Here is a 14,829-nt window from a genome sequence, read left to right on the forward strand (position 1 = left end):
TCAACGCCCACCGCTCCGGCACCATCAAGGGCCTGGCAGCAGAGGTCGGCGCCTCCATCACCTCCGGCGCAGCAATCTGCGAAATCAAGGACTGAGGGCACTTCTGAAGACCGGTTCCCCGCGCCCACCCAAAAGGGGCGCGGGGCCCTGTCCATGACTACGAAGCCAAGGCGCCCCGCCAAGCCGCCGGCAGGCACACCGCACCGAAGGCGAAGCCCACCCCGAGCATCACAAACGTCGCAACGGTGAGCGGCATGATCCCGCCGACATACCCGACGACGTTGAGCGGCATGGAAAGAATCAGCACCCACGCCGCCCAGACCGGAATCGCCCGCCCCCGCAGCAGCGCCACGCCCAGCAGGATCGCGCCGACGACGTGCGCGACGACGAAGTAGAACGTGGGCACGCCGGTCAGGGCCAGCGCATACGTACCGTCCGCGGTCGCGACCAGCGCCTTCTGGCTCACCCCCTGGTCGAGTCCGCCGAGGACGACGAGGTCCAGGGACGGGGTCGAGGCGATCGCCAGCAGCCCGGTGCCGAAGGCGAGCCCGCCCCACAGTCCCAGCTTCGGTGAGCACCGTACGGCGACCAGCCCGACGAGGACCGTGCCGAGGACGAGCAGGATCGAGCCCGCGATCCAGAACCACTGGGTGAGTTCGGCGGTCGTCCGGTGCCCGGCGATCGCACGGACGATCTCCTGGTCGGAGTCATCGGTGCGATACGGGGTGAGGGCCGTGCCGACGGCGAGCAGCAGCGGTCCGAGACCGGCGACGCCGGCCGCGAGGAGCCGGGTGGGGCCGGCCGCGGTGCCGGTGTCCGCGGCGGAGATGTCAGGGCGTGACGGTGTCGTGGTCATGGGGTCCCCCTTGCCGACCGGCCCCGCGCGCGGGGCGTTCTCCGTCAGTGAAGCGGCCGGGTCCGGGCCGTGACCATCCGTCAATTCTGACGGGTCGCGACATGTCGCGTGCACGGCGCTCAGTCGAGCAGCCCCAGCTCACGCCCCCGATGCAGCAGGGCGGCGGTGTGGCCGGCGTCGAGTTTGCGGTGCAGGGAGGCGATGTAGCCGCGCACGGTGGCCGGGGAGAGGCCCATGTGCCGGGCGGTCTCCGTGGCCGTACGGCCGCCGTGGAGGTGGCGCAGGGTGCGGTGTTCCTGGTCGGTGACACCGAGGAGCCGGGCGAGGCGCCGGCCCCGGGCGAGGTCGCGCAGCAGGAGCAGCGCGGGCAGCCCGGGGCCGGCGGAGGGGACGTACCGCACCTCGGTGTCGTGTGCGGTGAAGGGGTCGGGACCGCCGAGCCGGGGGTCGTCCCGTACGGCGGCCAGCAGGCGGGCGGCGGTGGCGTCGAGGGGGTGCGGGCGGCCGTCCTCGTCGAGGCGGGCGACGCCCCGGCCGCCCCCGCCGACCAGTCCCAGCGCGGTCGCGGCGAGCAGCCGCAGCCGGTCCCGGCGGACCAGCTGGCCCGCCACGAGGGCCAGCTGCTGCTGGGCGAGGCCGAACAGGTCCCGGTCGGTCCCGGTGAAGTCCCGCCCGGAGCGCACCAGCGCGTACCCCTCGACGACGCCCGCCTCCGCGCCGGCCGAGGCGACGAGGTGCCGGGTGTGGCCGAACGGGCGGAAGTCGAGGTTGTAGCAGTGGGTGCGCCGCCACTGCCGCTCCCCGGCCACGTCGCTCACTCTCCAGGCCCGAGGTGCGGGGGTCCGGAGCATGAGCTCGGTGAGCGGGTGGTCGAGGGGGTGGTCGTAGATGACCGTCGGGTCCTCGTGGAAGGAGTCCCGGGGCAGCGACAGCGTGAACAGTCCGGCGGCGTCCACCGACAGCCGGTAGCACTGTGCCGCGTCCGCCGCCACGAGCCGCATCAGCTCGGGCAGCGCCCATTCCTGCAACTCCGCCACGGAGTCGGCCTCTTCGAGCCCCCGTACGAGCGACAGCACCCGCCGCGCGTCGGCACCGCTGATCTCCATCACGTCCCCCGGCGCTGCCTCGACGCACCTGGGACGACCGTACGGCCCGGGCCGCCCCCGACGAGGCCCGCGCACCCGTCCTCACCGGCACGGGTGAACGCACCCGGCGGACCGGTGACGTGGGGACCCGGTGGTCCCCCGGTCAGCGGCGGCGGAGGTCCGCGACCCGGGCCCGGTCGGCGCCGGGGGGCGCTTCGCCGAGGACCGCGGCCGCGCGCAGTCCCGCCGCGGACCCCGGCACCTGCCCCCGGCGCGGCGCCGGCAGCGGAACGTCCCGGCGCTGCGGCTGCGGTCGCGCCGGGACCGGCTCACCCCCCGGGTTCCCGGACGCCCCGGCCACGGCGATCTGCACCCCCTGATCGGCGAGGGCCTGGAGCTCGGTGCCGGCGCGGTCGTCGTGCGCGGGCGGTTCGTCGGTCACCAGCCGGGTGATGAGGTCGGTCGGCACCGTCTGGAACATGGTGTCGGTGCCGAGCTTGGTGTGGTCGGCGAGGACCACGACCTCGGCGGCGGCCTGGACGAGCGCCCGGTCGACGGAGGCCGACAGCATGTTGGACGTGGACAGTCCGCGCTCGGCGGTCAGTCCGCTCCCGGAGAGGAAGGCTCTGGAGACACGCAGCCCCTGCAGGGACTGTTCGGCCCCGCTGCCGACGAGGGCGTAGTTGGAACCGCGCAGGGTGCCCCCGGTCATGACGACCTCGACCCGGTTGGCATGGGCCAGGGCCTGGGCCACCAGCAGGGAGTTGGTGACGACCGTGAGTCCGGGGACGCGCGCGAGCCGGCGGGCGAGTTCCTGGGTGGTCGTACCGGCTCCGACGACGATGGCCTCGCCCTCTTCGACGAAGCCCGCGGCGAGGTCCGCGATGGCGGTCTTTTCGGCGGTCGCGAGATGGGATTTCTGCGGAAAGCCGGATTCCCGCGTGAATCCGCCCGGCAATACCGCACCGCCGTGCCGGCGGTCGAGGAGTCCTTCTGCCTCCAGTGCGCGCACGTCCCGCCGTACGGTCACTTCGGAGGTCTGGACGACGCGGGCGAGCTCACGGAGCGACACGGCCCCGTTCGCTCGCACCATTTCGAGGATCAATTGGCGACGTTCTGCAGCGAACACGAAACTGACAGTAACGCGGGCGACCGTCTGCTTTCAGCTCTTTGCGCCGAATAGTAGAAGTTGTTCGCACAAGGGGACGGGGAGTGGTATAGGACCTCGACCGGACCGTGCCCCGCCCCCTTTCCGGGCTTCTCAGAGCTCGCGTCGGGTGTGCAGCTGCCGGGCCACCTCGGCGATCGACCCCGAAAGGGACGGGTACACGGTGAACGCGTTCGCGATCTGTTCGACCGTCAGATTGTTGTCGACGGCGATCGAGATGGGGTGGATCAGTTCCGAGGCGCGCGGTGCGACGACCACACCGCCGACGACGATCCCGGTGCCCGGGCGGCAGAAGATCTTGACGAAGCCGTCGCGGATGCCCTGCATCTTGGCGCGCGGGTTGCGCAGCAGCGGCAGCTTGACGGCCCGGGCCTCGATCTTGCCCCCGTCGATGTCGGCCTGGGTGTAGCCGACGGTGGCGATCTCGGGGTCGGTGAAGACGTTCGACGAGACCGTCTTGAGGTTGAGCGGGGCCACCGCGTCGCCGAGGAAGTGGTACATGGCGATACGGCCCTGCATGGCGGCGACGGACGCGAGCGCGAAGACGCCGGTCACGTCACCGGCGGCGTACACGCCGGGCGCGGTGGTGCGGCTGACCTTGTCGGTCCAGATGTGCCCGGACTCGCGGACCTTGACGCCCGCCTCCTCCAGGCCCAGCCCCTCGCTGTTGGGGATGGCGCCGACGGCCATCAGACAGTGCGAGCCGGTGATGACCCGGCCGTCGGAGAGGGTGACCTCGACGCGGTCGCCGACCCGCTTCGCGGACTCGGCGCGGGAGCGGGCCATCACGTTCATCCCGCGGCGCCGGAAGACGTCCTCCAGGACGGCGGCGGCGTCCGGGTCCTCGCCGGGCAGCACCCGGTCGCGGGAGGAGACGAGGGTGACCTTGGAGCCGAGGGCCTGGTAGGCGCCGGCGAACTCGGCACCGGTGACGCCGGAGCCGACCACGATGAGCTCCTCGGGCAGCTCGCCGAGGTCGTAGACCTGGGTCCAGTTCAGGATGCGCTCGCCGTCGGGCTGGGCGTCCGGCAGCTCGCGCGGGTGACCGCCGGTGGCGATCAGCACGGCGTCGGCGGTGAGGGTCTCCTCGGTGCCGTCGGCGGCGGTGACGACGACCTGGCGGGAGCCGTCGAGGGCCTGCATGCCCCGCAGCCGGCCCTTGCCGCGCAGGACGCGGGCGCCGGCCCGGGTGACGGAGGCGGTGATGTCGTGCGACTGGGCGAGCGCGAGCCGCTTCACCCGGCGGTTGACCTTGCCGAGGTCCACGCCGACCACCCGGGCCGCCTGCTCCAGGGGTGGGGTGTCGTCGGCGACGATGATGCCGAGTTCCTCGTACGACGAGTCGAAGGTCGTCATGACCTCGGCCGTAGCGATAAGGGTCTTCGACGGCACGCAGTCGGTCAGCACCGACGCTCCGCCCAGACCGTCGCTGTCGACGACGGTCACCTCCGCGCCGAGCTGCGCGGCCACCAGCGCCGCCTCATAGCCGCCGGGTCCGCCACCGATGATCACGATCCGAGTCACATGCTCCATTGTCCCGCACGGTCCGCGGTCCCTGCCGCCCGGGGGCGAACGGAGATACGCCTGTGACGGAAGTGACCCGCGCACCGGCTGCCGTACCCTCCTCCCATGTCGCTCTACGCCGCGTACGCCGGCAACCTCGACGCGCGGCTGATGACCCGCCGCGCCCCGCACTCGCCCCTGCGCTCGACGGGCTGGCTCGACGGCTGGCGGCTGACCTTCGGCGGGGAGCAGCTCGGCTGGGAGGGCGCGCTGGCGACCCTGGCCGAGGACCCGGGGGCGCAGGTGTTCGTCGCGCTGTACGACATCACCCCGACGGACGAGGAGTCCCTGGACCGCTGGGAGGGCGTCGGCCTCGGCATCTACCGCCGGCTGCGGGTGCGCGTGCACACCCTGGAGGGCCAGGCCCCGGCGTGGGTGTACGTGCTGAACGGGTACGAGGGCGGGCTGCCGTCGGCCCGCTATCTCGGGGAGGTCGCGGACGCCGCCGAGTCGGCGGGCGCGCCCCACGACTATGTGATGGAGCTGCGGAAGCGTCCCTGCTGATCGATCCTGGAAGGCATGAGCGGGGCACGTCACGGTTACCAGGTCCAGTACACCGAGCAGGCGGCGGCGGCGCGCGACCGCCTGGACGAACGCCAGCGCGCCAGGTTCGACAAGGGGGTCGCCGTCCTCACCCGCGACCCCTACCTCCCCGCGTCGCGCGCGGTGAGCGGCACCGGCGACGACCGCACGGTGCGGCTCACCGAGCACATGTTCGCGGAGTACATCGTCAGCCGCGGCCGGCTGCTGATCTTCGTGGTCGAGGTGTTCAGCGACGAGGACGTCCTGGTCCAGGAGGACTGACCGCCGGCTCCGGCGACGCCCCTGGTTGGAAACGACAAGACAACGATCCCTTTCCCGTGGGCTCCGTCATCTACGCGCGTAGGCAAGAACCGGCTACCCTCATCCGCGTGAACGCATCTCTTCTCCCGGACGACATCCAGGGCGACCCGCACGCCGCCGCCGACGCCGCCGCCGCGCGCCTGCGCGAACTGACCGGCGCCGAGACCCACGACGTCGCCCTCGTGATGGGCTCCGGCTGGGCACCCGCCGTGGACGCCCTGGGCGCCCCCGACGCCGAGTTCCCGGTCACCGAGCTGCCCGGGTTCCCGCCGCCCGCGGTCGAGGGCCACGGCGGCACGATCCGCTCATACCGCATCGGCGGGAAGCGGGCCCTGGTCTTCCTGGGCCGCACCCACTTCTACGAGGGCCGCGGGGTGGCCGCCGTCGCGCACGGGGTCCGTACGGCCGTGTCGGCGGGCTGCAAGACCGTCGTGCTGACGAACGGCTGCGGCGGTCTGCGCGAGGGCATGCGCCCCGGTCAGCCGGTCCTGATCAGCGACCACATCAACCTCACGGCGACCTCGCCGATCGTCGGCGCGAACTTCGTCGACCTCACCGATCTGTACTCGCCGCGGCTGCGGGCGCTGTGCAAGGAGATCGACGCCACGCTGGAGGAGGGCGTCTACGCCCAGTTCCCCGGGCCGCACTACGAGACGCCGGCGGAGATCCGGATGGCCCGTGTCATCGGCGCGGACCTGGTCGGCATGTCGACCGTCCTCGAGGCCATCGCGGCCCGTGAGGCGGGGGCGGAGGTGCTCGGCATCTCGCTGGTGACGAACCTCGCCGCGGGGATGACGGGTGAGCCCCTCAACCACGAGGAGGTCCTCCAGGCGGGCCGGGATTCGGCGACGCGCATGGGCGCCCTCCTGACCCAGGTGCTGGACCGCCTGTAACCGGGCACCTGGGGGTTCCGCCCCCAGACCCCCGGCCTGTGCCCACCCGCCACGCGTCTCGGTCGGGAAAACAGGAAACCCGGTCGGGAAACAGGAAAACGGGCATCCCTGGACGCGGCGAGACACCACCCACGAGAGGCTGACCGACGTGCAAGACGACCTGATCACCCGCGCCCGGGCCTGGCTGGCCGAGGACCCCGACCCGGAGACGCGCGCCGAACTCGCGAAGCTCCTGGAGGCGCAGGACGTCACCGAGCTGGCCGCCCGCTTCGGCGGGACGCTCCAGTTCGGCACGGCCGGCCTGCGCGGGGAGCTCGGGGCCGGGCCGATGCGGATGAACAGGTCCGTCGTCATCCGAGCCGCCGCCGGTCTCGCCGCCCACCTCGGGAAGCAGGGCCACACCGACGGCCTCGTCGTCATCGGCTACGACGCCCGCCACAAGTCCGCCGACTTCGCCCGCGACACGGCGGCCGTGATGACGGGCGCCGGACTGCGCGCCGCGGTGCTCCCCCGCCCCCTGCCGACCCCCGTCCTCGCCTACGCCATAAGGCACCTCGGGGCGGTCGCCGGGGTCGAGGTCACCGCCAGCCACAACCCGCCCCGCGACAACGGCTACAAGGTCTACCTGGGCGACGGTTCGCAGATCGTCCCGCCCGCCGACGCGCAGATCGCCGCCGAGATCGACGCGGTCGCCTCGCTGAACGACGTCCCCCGCCCCGAGAGCGGCTGGGAGACCCTGGACGACTCCGTCCTCGACGCCTACCTGGCCCGTACGGACGCCGTGCTCGCCGAGGGCTCCCCGCGCACCGCCCGCACGGTGTACACGGCGATGCACGGCGTCGGCAAGGACGTCCTCCTCGCCGCGTTCACCCGCGCCGGTTTCCCGGCACCGGTGCTGGTCGCCGAGCAGGCCGAGCCGGACCCGGACTTCCCGACGGTGGCCTTCCCCAACCCGGAGGAGCCCGGCGCGATGGACCTCGCCTTCGCGCAGGCCCGCGCGACGAGCCCGGACCTCGTCGTCGCCAACGACCCCGACGCCGACCGCTGCGCCGTGGCCGTCCCCGACGGCGGCGACTGGCGGATGCTGCGCGGCGACGAGGTCGGCGCCCTGCTCGCCGCCCATCTGGTCCGGCGCGGCGCGCGCGGCACGTTCGCCGAGTCGATCGTCTCCTCCTCGCTCCTCGGCCGGATCGCCGAGAAGGCGGGGCTGCCGTACGAGGAGACCCTCACCGGCTTCAAGTGGATCGCCCGGGTCGAGGGCCTGCGCTACGGCTACGAGGAGGCCCTCGGCTACTGCGTGGACCCGGAGGGCGTGCGCGACAAGGACGGCATCACCGCGGCGCTGCTGATCACGGAACTGGCCTCCGAGCTGAAGGAACAGGGCCGTACCCTGCTCGACCTGCTGGACGACCTGGCCGTGGAGCACGGACTGCACGCCACCGACCAGCTCTCGGTCCGGGTCGAGGACCTGTCCGTGATCGCCGACGCCATGCGCCGGCTGCGCGAGCGGCCCCCGGTCTCCCTCGCCGGGCTGGCCGTCACCCGGGCCGAGGACCTGACCCGGGGCACGGACCGGCTGCCGCCGACCGACGGTCTGCGCTACACCCTCGAAGGCGCCCGGGTGATCGTCCGGCCCAGCGGCACCGAGCCCAAGCTGAAGTGCTACCTGGAGGTGGTGGTCCCGGTGGCCGGCCTCGCCGCGCTCCCCGCCGCCCGCGCGGAGGCGGCCGAGGTCCTCGCCACGATCAAGCGGGACCTGTCGGCGGCGGCCGGCCTGTGAACCGTGGAGCCGTCCCCGGGGCGGCTCAGCCGAAGCGGCCGCCCACGTAGTCCGCGGCGCGCGGGTCCTGCGGGCTGTGGCACACGGCGTCGGTCGGACCGTGCTCCACGATCGCGCCGGGGGTGCCCGGTTCGGCCTCCCCCGACAGTTCGTGGATCGTCTCCTCGATCCGCCGGGTCGAGGTGGGGTCGAGCGCCGAGCACGGCTCGTCCATCAGCAGCACCCGGGGCCGTACCGCCGGCGAGCGCGCGAAGCACAGCCGCCACTGCCGGCCGCCGGAGAGCGCCCCGCCGGACCGACGCAGCCGGTCGCGGACAGGTGCACCGTCAACTCGACCCGGTCCTGAAAGACCGGGTCCACACCGCAGCGCCGCGTTGGGCGATGTTGTGGGAAGCGTTCCGGTCCGCGTGGGCAACGACCCCGCAGTTCCGGCAGATGAAGAGGGCCTGGTCGACCCGGTTCTTCTGGTCGACGTGCCCGCACTCGCAGCACGTCTGCGAGGTGTGGGCGGGGTCGACATGAACCACGGGCACGCCCGCGCGGCGTGCCTTGTACGCGATGAACTCCCCGAGCTGGGCGAATGCCCAGGAGTGGAGCGTGACCCGTTGGGGCTTGCGGAGCCGTACCCTCTGCCGGATGCCGCCCAGGTCTTCCAAGGCGATTCCGGCCGAGGTGCGTTCAGCCTCGGTCACGATTCGTTTCGCGATGACATGGTTGGTGTTCTTCACATGCCGCTGCTCCTTGCGGGCACGGGCCTTGAGCCGCCTCTTGGCGGACTTGGTGTTCTTCTTCTGGAGCTTGCCGCGCAGGTCGCGCTCGCGTGTGCGGCGCCGGTTCAGGCCGCGCCCGGCAGCCTGGTAGCCGGTGGACGTGGTGGCGATGTTGACGATGCCGAGATCGACGCCGATGAACCCGTCGGGCTCGTACTCTTCAGCCTCGGGCACCTCGCACGTGGCGATCAGATACAACGCGCCGTCGCGTTCGATCAGATCCGATTCGCCCTTGCGGTACTGCTGCAGCGTCTTGAGGCCGTCGGCGGAGCAGACGAACCGCACACCCCGGATGCGTCCGGCGGTGGTCCAGATGGACACCGTCTGCGCGTCGTACTGCCAGGACAAGCACCGGTCGTCGTACGGCTGGGCCGCCTCGGGCCGAAGGGCGATGGGCTTGGACTCGGCCTTCCTGCGCCGCTTCGAGCCCGGCCTGCCGAGGTTTCCGGCCTTGATGTTGGCCTTGAGTGTCGTGTACGCGTCGCGGACCTTCTTGATGATGTGCTGGGCCGCTTGCGCCCCCAGCCCCCGCGACTTCAACTCCGCGTAGGTGTGCCTGCGCAGCTCGTACTCGCGCGGCACACCCTGCTCGAACGCCACCGCCGACACCCAGTTCGCGGCCTCGTTGACCGTGCGCAGGGTCGCCGACAGCGCGGCGGCCTGCTGGGGCTGCGGCATCAGCTTCACCTGCACAACGAGTTTCACAGGCGTGATCGCAGCATTGCTCTATGTCACCACGCTGGGAACCAAACCCCGACATCCGCAGGGGCAGAACAGTCGTCCACACCCTTCACGCGCACTTGGTCTTCACGCCCAAGTACCGGCGGGGGCCATTCACCGATGAGATCCTCCGGCGCTGCGAGGAGGTCATGCGTGACGTGTGCGCGGACTTCAACACCGAGCTGGTGGAGTTCAACGGGGAGAGGGACCACGTCCACCTGCTGGTGCACTACCCGCCCGAAGTCGCCCTGTCCCGGCTGGTCGGCTCCCTCAAAGGCGTCTCCGCCCGGCGGCTCCGTCAGGAGTTCCCAGCCCATATCCGCAAGTACCTGTGGGGTGACCACTTCTGGTCGCCTTCGTACTTCGCCGCGTCCTGCGGCGGCGCACCGCTGGAGATCATCAAGGAGTACATCGAGAACCAGAAGCGACCTGACTGAGGTCAACAGCGCAGACTCGTGGACACCTGCGAGTCAGAGCGAGCCAGAGAAGCGCTGCGCCGCCAGGCGGGCCCCGGCCAGTCACCGAGGGCGACGACCGCGACGGCGGCGACGGGCGTGAGCACCGGCACCGCCTCGGGCCGCTGGGCCGCCCAGACGAGGTGGAGGGAGAGCAGGGCGGCGGCCCACCCGGGCAGCACGCCGTGGTAGGCGAGGGTTCCCGCGCCGGCCACGGCGAACAGCGGCAGCCACAGGGCCGCCCACAGCGGGGCGCGCAGCGGCACACCGCGCGGGGGCAGCGTCCGCGTCCAGCGGGGCGCCGACTCACCGTCCCAGGCCGAGCAGCCCTCGGGTGTCGCGGAGGCGGGCAGCCGCAGCACCTCGCCAGGATTCGTCGTCATCGTTCCCCAGACTCACGGGGCCCCGCTCTCGGCCGGCCTGGCCGGGGGTCCGCGCGCCGATGATGACGAACAACCCTGTGACCTGGAAGAAGTACCGGGTCACAACCCGGTGTCAAGAGACCCCGAAGCTCATCCCACCGCCAGCAGGATCGCCAGCACCACGGCCCCCGCGGCGGCCGGGCCGAGGATCTCCCACGCCCACCGCACGGTCACCTCGCCCTGGGCGCTCTCCGCCTTCTCGCGCCCCTCCCACAGGTTCCGCAGCTCGTCCATGACCTGGTCGGTCGCCGCCCGCACGGGCCCCTGCGGCACCGGCCGGGACGAACCGCCGAAGCCACCGAGCCCTCCCCGACCGCTCCCTCGCCCGTCACTCCCCACGGCCCCCTGCGCCGCCGCCCGGGCCTCCCGCCGCGCCGCCGACTTGCGGGCCCGCAGCGACACCGGGACCGCCCACAGCTGGAACTTCGTCCCCGACTTGGCGACGACCTCGTTGGAGTACCCGGAGCGCAGCGCCGCGACCTGCCCCCACGGCAGCACGACCACCCGGAACGGATTGCGCACCCGCAGCCGGTCCTGGCCGGCGTACACGGCGGGCCGCAGGGTGAAGGCGACGACCAGCGGCACGACCAGGATCAGCATCGCGAGCGCCAGCCACGGCGTACGCCCCTCGCCCGCGACGATCGCGTCGATGCCGAGCCAGCCGACGAGGGCCAGCAGCAGGACACCACTGGCGATACCGGCGGACGACCGATGGACACGGTCGTCGAACTCGGGGGCCGGGGGCTGCGCGGAGGGCTGGTCTTCGGGGGTGGTCATGGGGCCGATTCTGCCCCAGCCCGTATGCGGGTGCGGGTGCGCGGTGGTTGCCCGCACGGTTCCCCGCGCCCGTTCGAGGCCGGACCACTCACCCGGTACCCGAGGATCCGTCCCTGGGCTATACATCCGCTACGCGCGTAGATATGCTCGTCTGGTGACCATGCCCACCAATGCACCCACCGCAGCCCTCACGGACGTGACCTCGTCCGGCAGCACGCTGCGCCGCTTCCTCCACGGGCTGCCCGGCGTCGACGCGGTCGGCCTGGAGGCGCGCGCCGCCTCGCTCGGCACCCGTTCCATCAAGACGACCGCGAAGGCGTACGCCATCGACCTCGCCATCTCGATGGTCGACCTGACGACGCTGGAAGGCGCGGACACCCCGGGCAAGGTCCGGGCGCTCGGCGCCAAGGCGGTCCTCCCCGACCCGACCGACCGCACCGCGCCCACCACCGCCGCGGTCTGCGTCTACCCCGACATGGTGGCCGTCGCCAAGGAGACCGTCGCCGGCTCCGGTGTGAAGGTCGCCTCGGTCGCCACCGCGTTCCCGGCCGGCCGCGCCGCGCTCGCGGTCAAGCTGGCGGACGTGCGCGACGCGGTCGCCGCGGGCGCCGACGAGATCGACATGGTCATCGACCGCGGCGCGTTCCTCGCGGGGAACTACCTGAAGGTGTACGAGGAGATCGTCGCCGTCAGGGAGGCCTGCGGGGCGGCCCGGCTGAAGGTCATCTTCGAGACGGGCGAGCTGTCGACGTACGACAACATCCGCCGGGCGAGCTGGCTCGGCATGCTGGCGGGCGCCGACTTCATCAAGACGTCCACCGGCAAGGTCGCCGTCAACGCCACCCCCGCGAACACCCTCCTCATGCTGGAGGCGGTGCGGGACTTCCGGGCGCAGACCGGGGTCCAGGTCGGTGTGAAGCCCGCCGGCGGCATCCGGACCAGCAAGGACGCGATCAAGTTCCTGGTCCTGGTCAACGAGACGGCCGGCCCGGACTGGCTGGACAACCACTGGTTCCGCTTCGGCGCCTCCTCCCTCCTGAACGACCTGCTGATGCAGCGCCAGAAGCTGGCCACCGGCCGCTACTCCGGCCCCGACTACGTGACGGTGGACTGAGCCCCCATGACCATGGAAGAGCAGACATCCGTGTTCGAGTACGCACCGGCGCCCGAGTCCCGCTCGGTCGTCGACATCGCCCCCTCCTACGGCCTGTTCATCGACGGCGAGTTCGTGGAGGCGGCCGACGGCAAGGTCTTCAAGACGGTCTCCCCCAGCACCGAAGAGGTGCTGTCGGAGATCGCGCAGGCCGGTGCCGAGGACGTCGACCGTGCGGTGAGGGCCGCCCGCAAGGCGTTCGAGAAGTGGTCGGCGCTGCCCGGCTCCGAGCGGGCGAAGTACCTGTTCCGCATCGCCCGGATCATCCAGGAGCGCAGCCGTGAGCTGGCCGTCCTGGAGACGCTGGACAACGGCAAGCCGATCAAGGAGACGCGCGACGCCGACCTGCCGCTGGTCGCCGCGCACTTCTTCTACTACGCGGGCTGGGCCGACAAGCTCGACCACGCGGGCTTCGGCACGAGTCCCCGCGCCCTCGGCGTCGCGGGCCAGGTCATCCCCTGGAACTTCCCCCTCCTGATGCTGGCGTGGAAGATCGCCCCGGCGCTGGCGACCGGCAACACGGTCGTCCTGAAGCCGGCCGAGACCACCCCCCTGTCCGCCCTGTTCTTCGCGGACGTCTGCCGCCAGGCGGGCCTGCCCAGGGGCGTCGTCAACATCCTGCCGGGTTACGGCGACGCGGGCGCCGCGCTCGTCGCGCACCCGGACGTCAACAAGGTGGCCTTCACCGGCTCCACGGCCGTCGGCAAGGAGATCGCGAAGACGGTCGCGGGCAGCCGCAAGAAGCTCACCCTGGAGCTGGGCGGCAAGGGCGCGAACATCGTCTTCGACGACGCGCCGATCGACCAGGCCGTCGAGGGCATCGTCAACGGCATCTTCTTCAACCAGGGCCAGGTCTGCTGCGCCGGATCCCGTCTCCTCGTCCAGGAGTCGATCCAGGAGGAGCTGCTGGAGTCCCTGAAGCGCAGGCTCTCCACCCTCCGCCTCGGCGACCCCCTGGACAAGAACACCGACATCGGCGCGATCAACTCCGAGGAGCAGCTCACCCGGATCACCTCGCTGGTCGAGCGGGGCGAGGCGGAGGGCGCCGAGCGCTGGTCCGTGGCCTGCGAACTCCCGGAAGCGGGTTACTGGTTCGCCCCGACGCTCTTCACCAACGTCTCCCAGGCCCACACGGTCGCCCGCGACGAGATCTTCGGCCCGGTCCTGTCGGTGCTGACCTTCCGGACCCCGGACGAGGCCGTCGCCAAGGCCAACAACACGCCGTACGGCCTGTCGGCGGGCATCTGGACGGAGAAGGGCTCCCGCATCCTCGCGGTGGCGAACAAGCTCCGGGCCGGTGTCGTCTGGTCCAACACGTTCAACAAGTTCGATCCGACCTCGCCGTTCGGCGGCTACAAGGAGTCGGGCTTCGGCCGCGAGGGCGGTCGCCACGGCCTGGAGGCGTACCTCGATGTCTGAGCGCACCAACGAGCGTCTGACTGTCTTCAAGACCTACAAGCTGTACGTCGGCGGGAAGTTCCCGCGTTCGGAGAGCGGCCGGGTGTACGAGGTGACCGACCCGAAGGGCAAGTGGCTGGCCAACGCGCCGCAGTCGAGCCGTAAGGACGCCCGGGACGCGGTCGTCGCCGCCCGCAAGGCGTTCGGCGGCTGGGCCGGCGCCACTGCCTACAACCGCGGCCAGATCCTCTACCGCGTAGCGGAGATGCTGGAGGGCCGCCGGGAGCAGTTCGTGCGCGAGGTGGGCGACGCGGAGGGGCTCGGCAAGTCCAAGGCGGGCGCCGTCGTGGACGCCACGATCGACCGCTGGGTCTGGTACGCGGGCTGGACCGACAAGATCGCCCAGGTCGTGGGCGGCGGCAACCCGGTCGCGGGCCCGTACTTCAACCTCTCCTCGCCCGAGCCGACGGGCGTGGTCGCGGTCCTGGCCCCGCAGGAGTCGTCCTTCCTGGGCCTGGTGTCCGTCCTCGCCCCGGTGATCGCGACCGGCAACACGGCGGTCGTGATCGCGAGCGAGAACTTCCCGCTCCCGGCCCTCTCCCTCGGCGAGGTCCTGGCCACCTCCGACGTCCCCGGCGGTGTCGTCAACGTCCTCTCCGGCCGTACGGCGGAGATCGCGGCCCCGCTGGCCGCGCATCAGGACGTCAACGCGATCGACCTCGCGGGCGCGGACGAGGTCCTGGCGAAGGAACTGGAGATCGCCGCGGCCGACAACCTCAAGCGCGTCCTGCGTCCACAGCCTGTGGACGACTGGACGGCGACCCCGGGGATCGACCGCATGACGGCCTTCCTGGAGACGAAGACGGTCTGGCACCCGACGGGCTCGCTGGGCGCGTCGGGCTCTGCCTACTGAGGTGACCGAAGCGCCCCGAATGGGGCGCGGGGA

At 71.9% G+C, this 14,829-nt stretch carries 15 protein-coding genes and 1 pseudogene; 8 read left to right on the forward strand and 8 right to left on the reverse strand.

The window, feature by feature from the left end:
* Positions 1 to 157: 157 nt before the first annotated feature.
* The 4 genes from ABZ464_RS31510 to ABZ464_RS31525 form a co-directional block, all read right to left on the reverse strand.
* Positions 158 to 856 carry a hypothetical protein gene (locus tag ABZ464_RS31510; protein WP_359282396.1) on the reverse strand — a complete coding sequence of 233 codons (699 nt, stop codon included), beginning with the start codon at positions 854 to 856 and terminating at the stop codon, positions 158 to 160.
* A gap of 119 nt (positions 857 to 975) precedes the next feature.
* On the reverse strand, positions 976 to 1,962 hold the full coding sequence (locus ABZ464_RS31515; RefSeq protein WP_359282398.1) for a helix-turn-helix transcriptional regulator: 987 nt from the start codon (positions 1,960 to 1,962) through the stop codon (positions 976 to 978).
* A gap of 142 nt (positions 1,963 to 2,104) precedes the next feature.
* A complete protein-coding gene (locus ABZ464_RS31520) occupies positions 2,105 to 3,070 on the reverse strand; it encodes a DeoR/GlpR family DNA-binding transcription regulator (protein WP_359282400.1) in 966 nt (321 codons plus the stop codon).
* Between the two features lie 132 nt (positions 3,071 to 3,202).
* Entirely contained in the window at positions 3,203 to 4,642 is a 1,440-nt protein-coding gene (locus tag ABZ464_RS31525) for an NAD(P)H-quinone dehydrogenase (protein WP_359282402.1), read from the reverse strand.
* A gap of 96 nt (positions 4,643 to 4,738) precedes the next feature.
* Between ABZ464_RS31525 and ABZ464_RS31530 the strand changes: the two genes are divergently transcribed.
* From ABZ464_RS31530 to ABZ464_RS31545, 4 genes are all read left to right on the forward strand, one after another.
* On the forward strand, positions 4,739 to 5,176 hold the full coding sequence (locus tag ABZ464_RS31530; RefSeq protein ID WP_359282405.1) for a gamma-glutamylcyclotransferase: 438 nt from the start codon (positions 4,739 to 4,741) through the stop codon (positions 5,174 to 5,176).
* A gap of 15 nt (positions 5,177 to 5,191) precedes the next feature.
* On the forward strand, positions 5,192 to 5,476 hold the full coding sequence (locus tag ABZ464_RS31535) for a hypothetical protein (RefSeq protein WP_359282406.1): 285 nt from the start codon (positions 5,192 to 5,194) through the stop codon (positions 5,474 to 5,476).
* A gap of 107 nt (positions 5,477 to 5,583) precedes the next feature.
* Positions 5,584 to 6,408, forward strand: coding sequence for a purine-nucleoside phosphorylase (locus ABZ464_RS31540; RefSeq protein WP_359282408.1), 825 nt, complete (start codon positions 5,584 to 5,586; stop codon positions 6,406 to 6,408).
* A gap of 148 nt (positions 6,409 to 6,556) precedes the next feature.
* Entirely contained in the window at positions 6,557 to 8,188 is a 1,632-nt protein-coding gene (locus ABZ464_RS31545; RefSeq protein ID WP_359282411.1) for a phospho-sugar mutase, read from the forward strand.
* Between the two features lie 25 nt (positions 8,189 to 8,213).
* Here the strand turns inward: ABZ464_RS31545 and ABZ464_RS31550 are convergent.
* Positions 8,214 to 8,504 (reverse strand): annotated as a pseudogene (locus tag ABZ464_RS31550) (ATP-binding cassette domain-containing protein); the annotation flags it as partial.
* A 10-nt stretch (positions 8,505 to 8,514) separates the two neighbouring features.
* Positions 8,515 to 9,636, reverse strand: a complete 1,122-nt coding sequence (locus ABZ464_RS31555; protein WP_359282657.1) for a transposase — start codon at positions 9,634 to 9,636, stop codon at positions 8,515 to 8,517.
* Positions 9,637 to 9,686: 50 nt separating this feature from the next.
* Between ABZ464_RS31555 and tnpA the strand changes: the two genes are divergently transcribed.
* Positions 9,687 to 10,115 carry an IS200/IS605 family transposase gene (gene tnpA, locus ABZ464_RS31560; RefSeq protein WP_359282414.1) on the forward strand — a complete coding sequence of 143 codons (429 nt, stop codon included), beginning with the start codon at positions 9,687 to 9,689 and terminating at the stop codon, positions 10,113 to 10,115.
* 2 nt (positions 10,116 to 10,117) lie between these two features.
* Here the strand turns inward: tnpA and ABZ464_RS31565 are convergent, their stop codons facing one another.
* Positions 10,118 to 10,516 (reverse strand): hypothetical protein, encoded by a 399-nt coding sequence (locus ABZ464_RS31565; protein ID WP_359282416.1) that lies wholly within the window; start codon positions 10,514 to 10,516, stop codon positions 10,118 to 10,120.
* A gap of 129 nt (positions 10,517 to 10,645) precedes the next feature.
* Positions 10,646 to 11,332: a PH domain-containing protein gene (locus ABZ464_RS31570; protein ID WP_359282418.1), complete on the reverse strand. Its 687-nt coding sequence runs from the start codon at positions 11,330 to 11,332 to the stop codon at positions 10,646 to 10,648.
* Positions 11,333 to 11,492: 160 nt separating this feature from the next.
* Here ABZ464_RS31570 and deoC point away from each other — a divergent pair, with 160 nt between their 5' ends.
* Genes deoC through ABZ464_RS31585 form a run of 3 tightly spaced genes read left to right on the forward strand, consistent with a single transcriptional unit; the run spans position 11,493 to position 14,796 of the window.
* Positions 11,493 to 12,446, forward strand: a complete 954-nt coding sequence (deoC, locus tag ABZ464_RS31575) for a deoxyribose-phosphate aldolase (RefSeq protein WP_359282659.1) — start codon at positions 11,493 to 11,495, stop codon at positions 12,444 to 12,446.
* A gap of 12 nt (positions 12,447 to 12,458) precedes the next feature.
* Positions 12,459 to 13,904, forward strand: coding sequence for an aldehyde dehydrogenase family protein (locus tag ABZ464_RS31580; protein ID WP_359282662.1), 1,446 nt, complete (start codon positions 12,459 to 12,461; stop codon positions 13,902 to 13,904).
* On the forward strand, positions 13,897 to 14,796 hold the full coding sequence (locus ABZ464_RS31585) for an aldehyde dehydrogenase family protein (RefSeq protein ID WP_359282420.1): 900 nt from the start codon (positions 13,897 to 13,899) through the stop codon (positions 14,794 to 14,796). The genes ABZ464_RS31580 and ABZ464_RS31585 overlap by 8 nt, the downstream gene beginning before the upstream one ends.
* Positions 14,797 to 14,829 lie beyond the last annotated feature (33 nt).

Origin of the sequence: Streptomyces sp. NPDC005820 (genome assembly GCF_040630255.1) — a bacterium.
Lineage (GTDB): Bacteria > Actinomycetota > Actinomycetes > Streptomycetales > Streptomycetaceae > Streptomyces.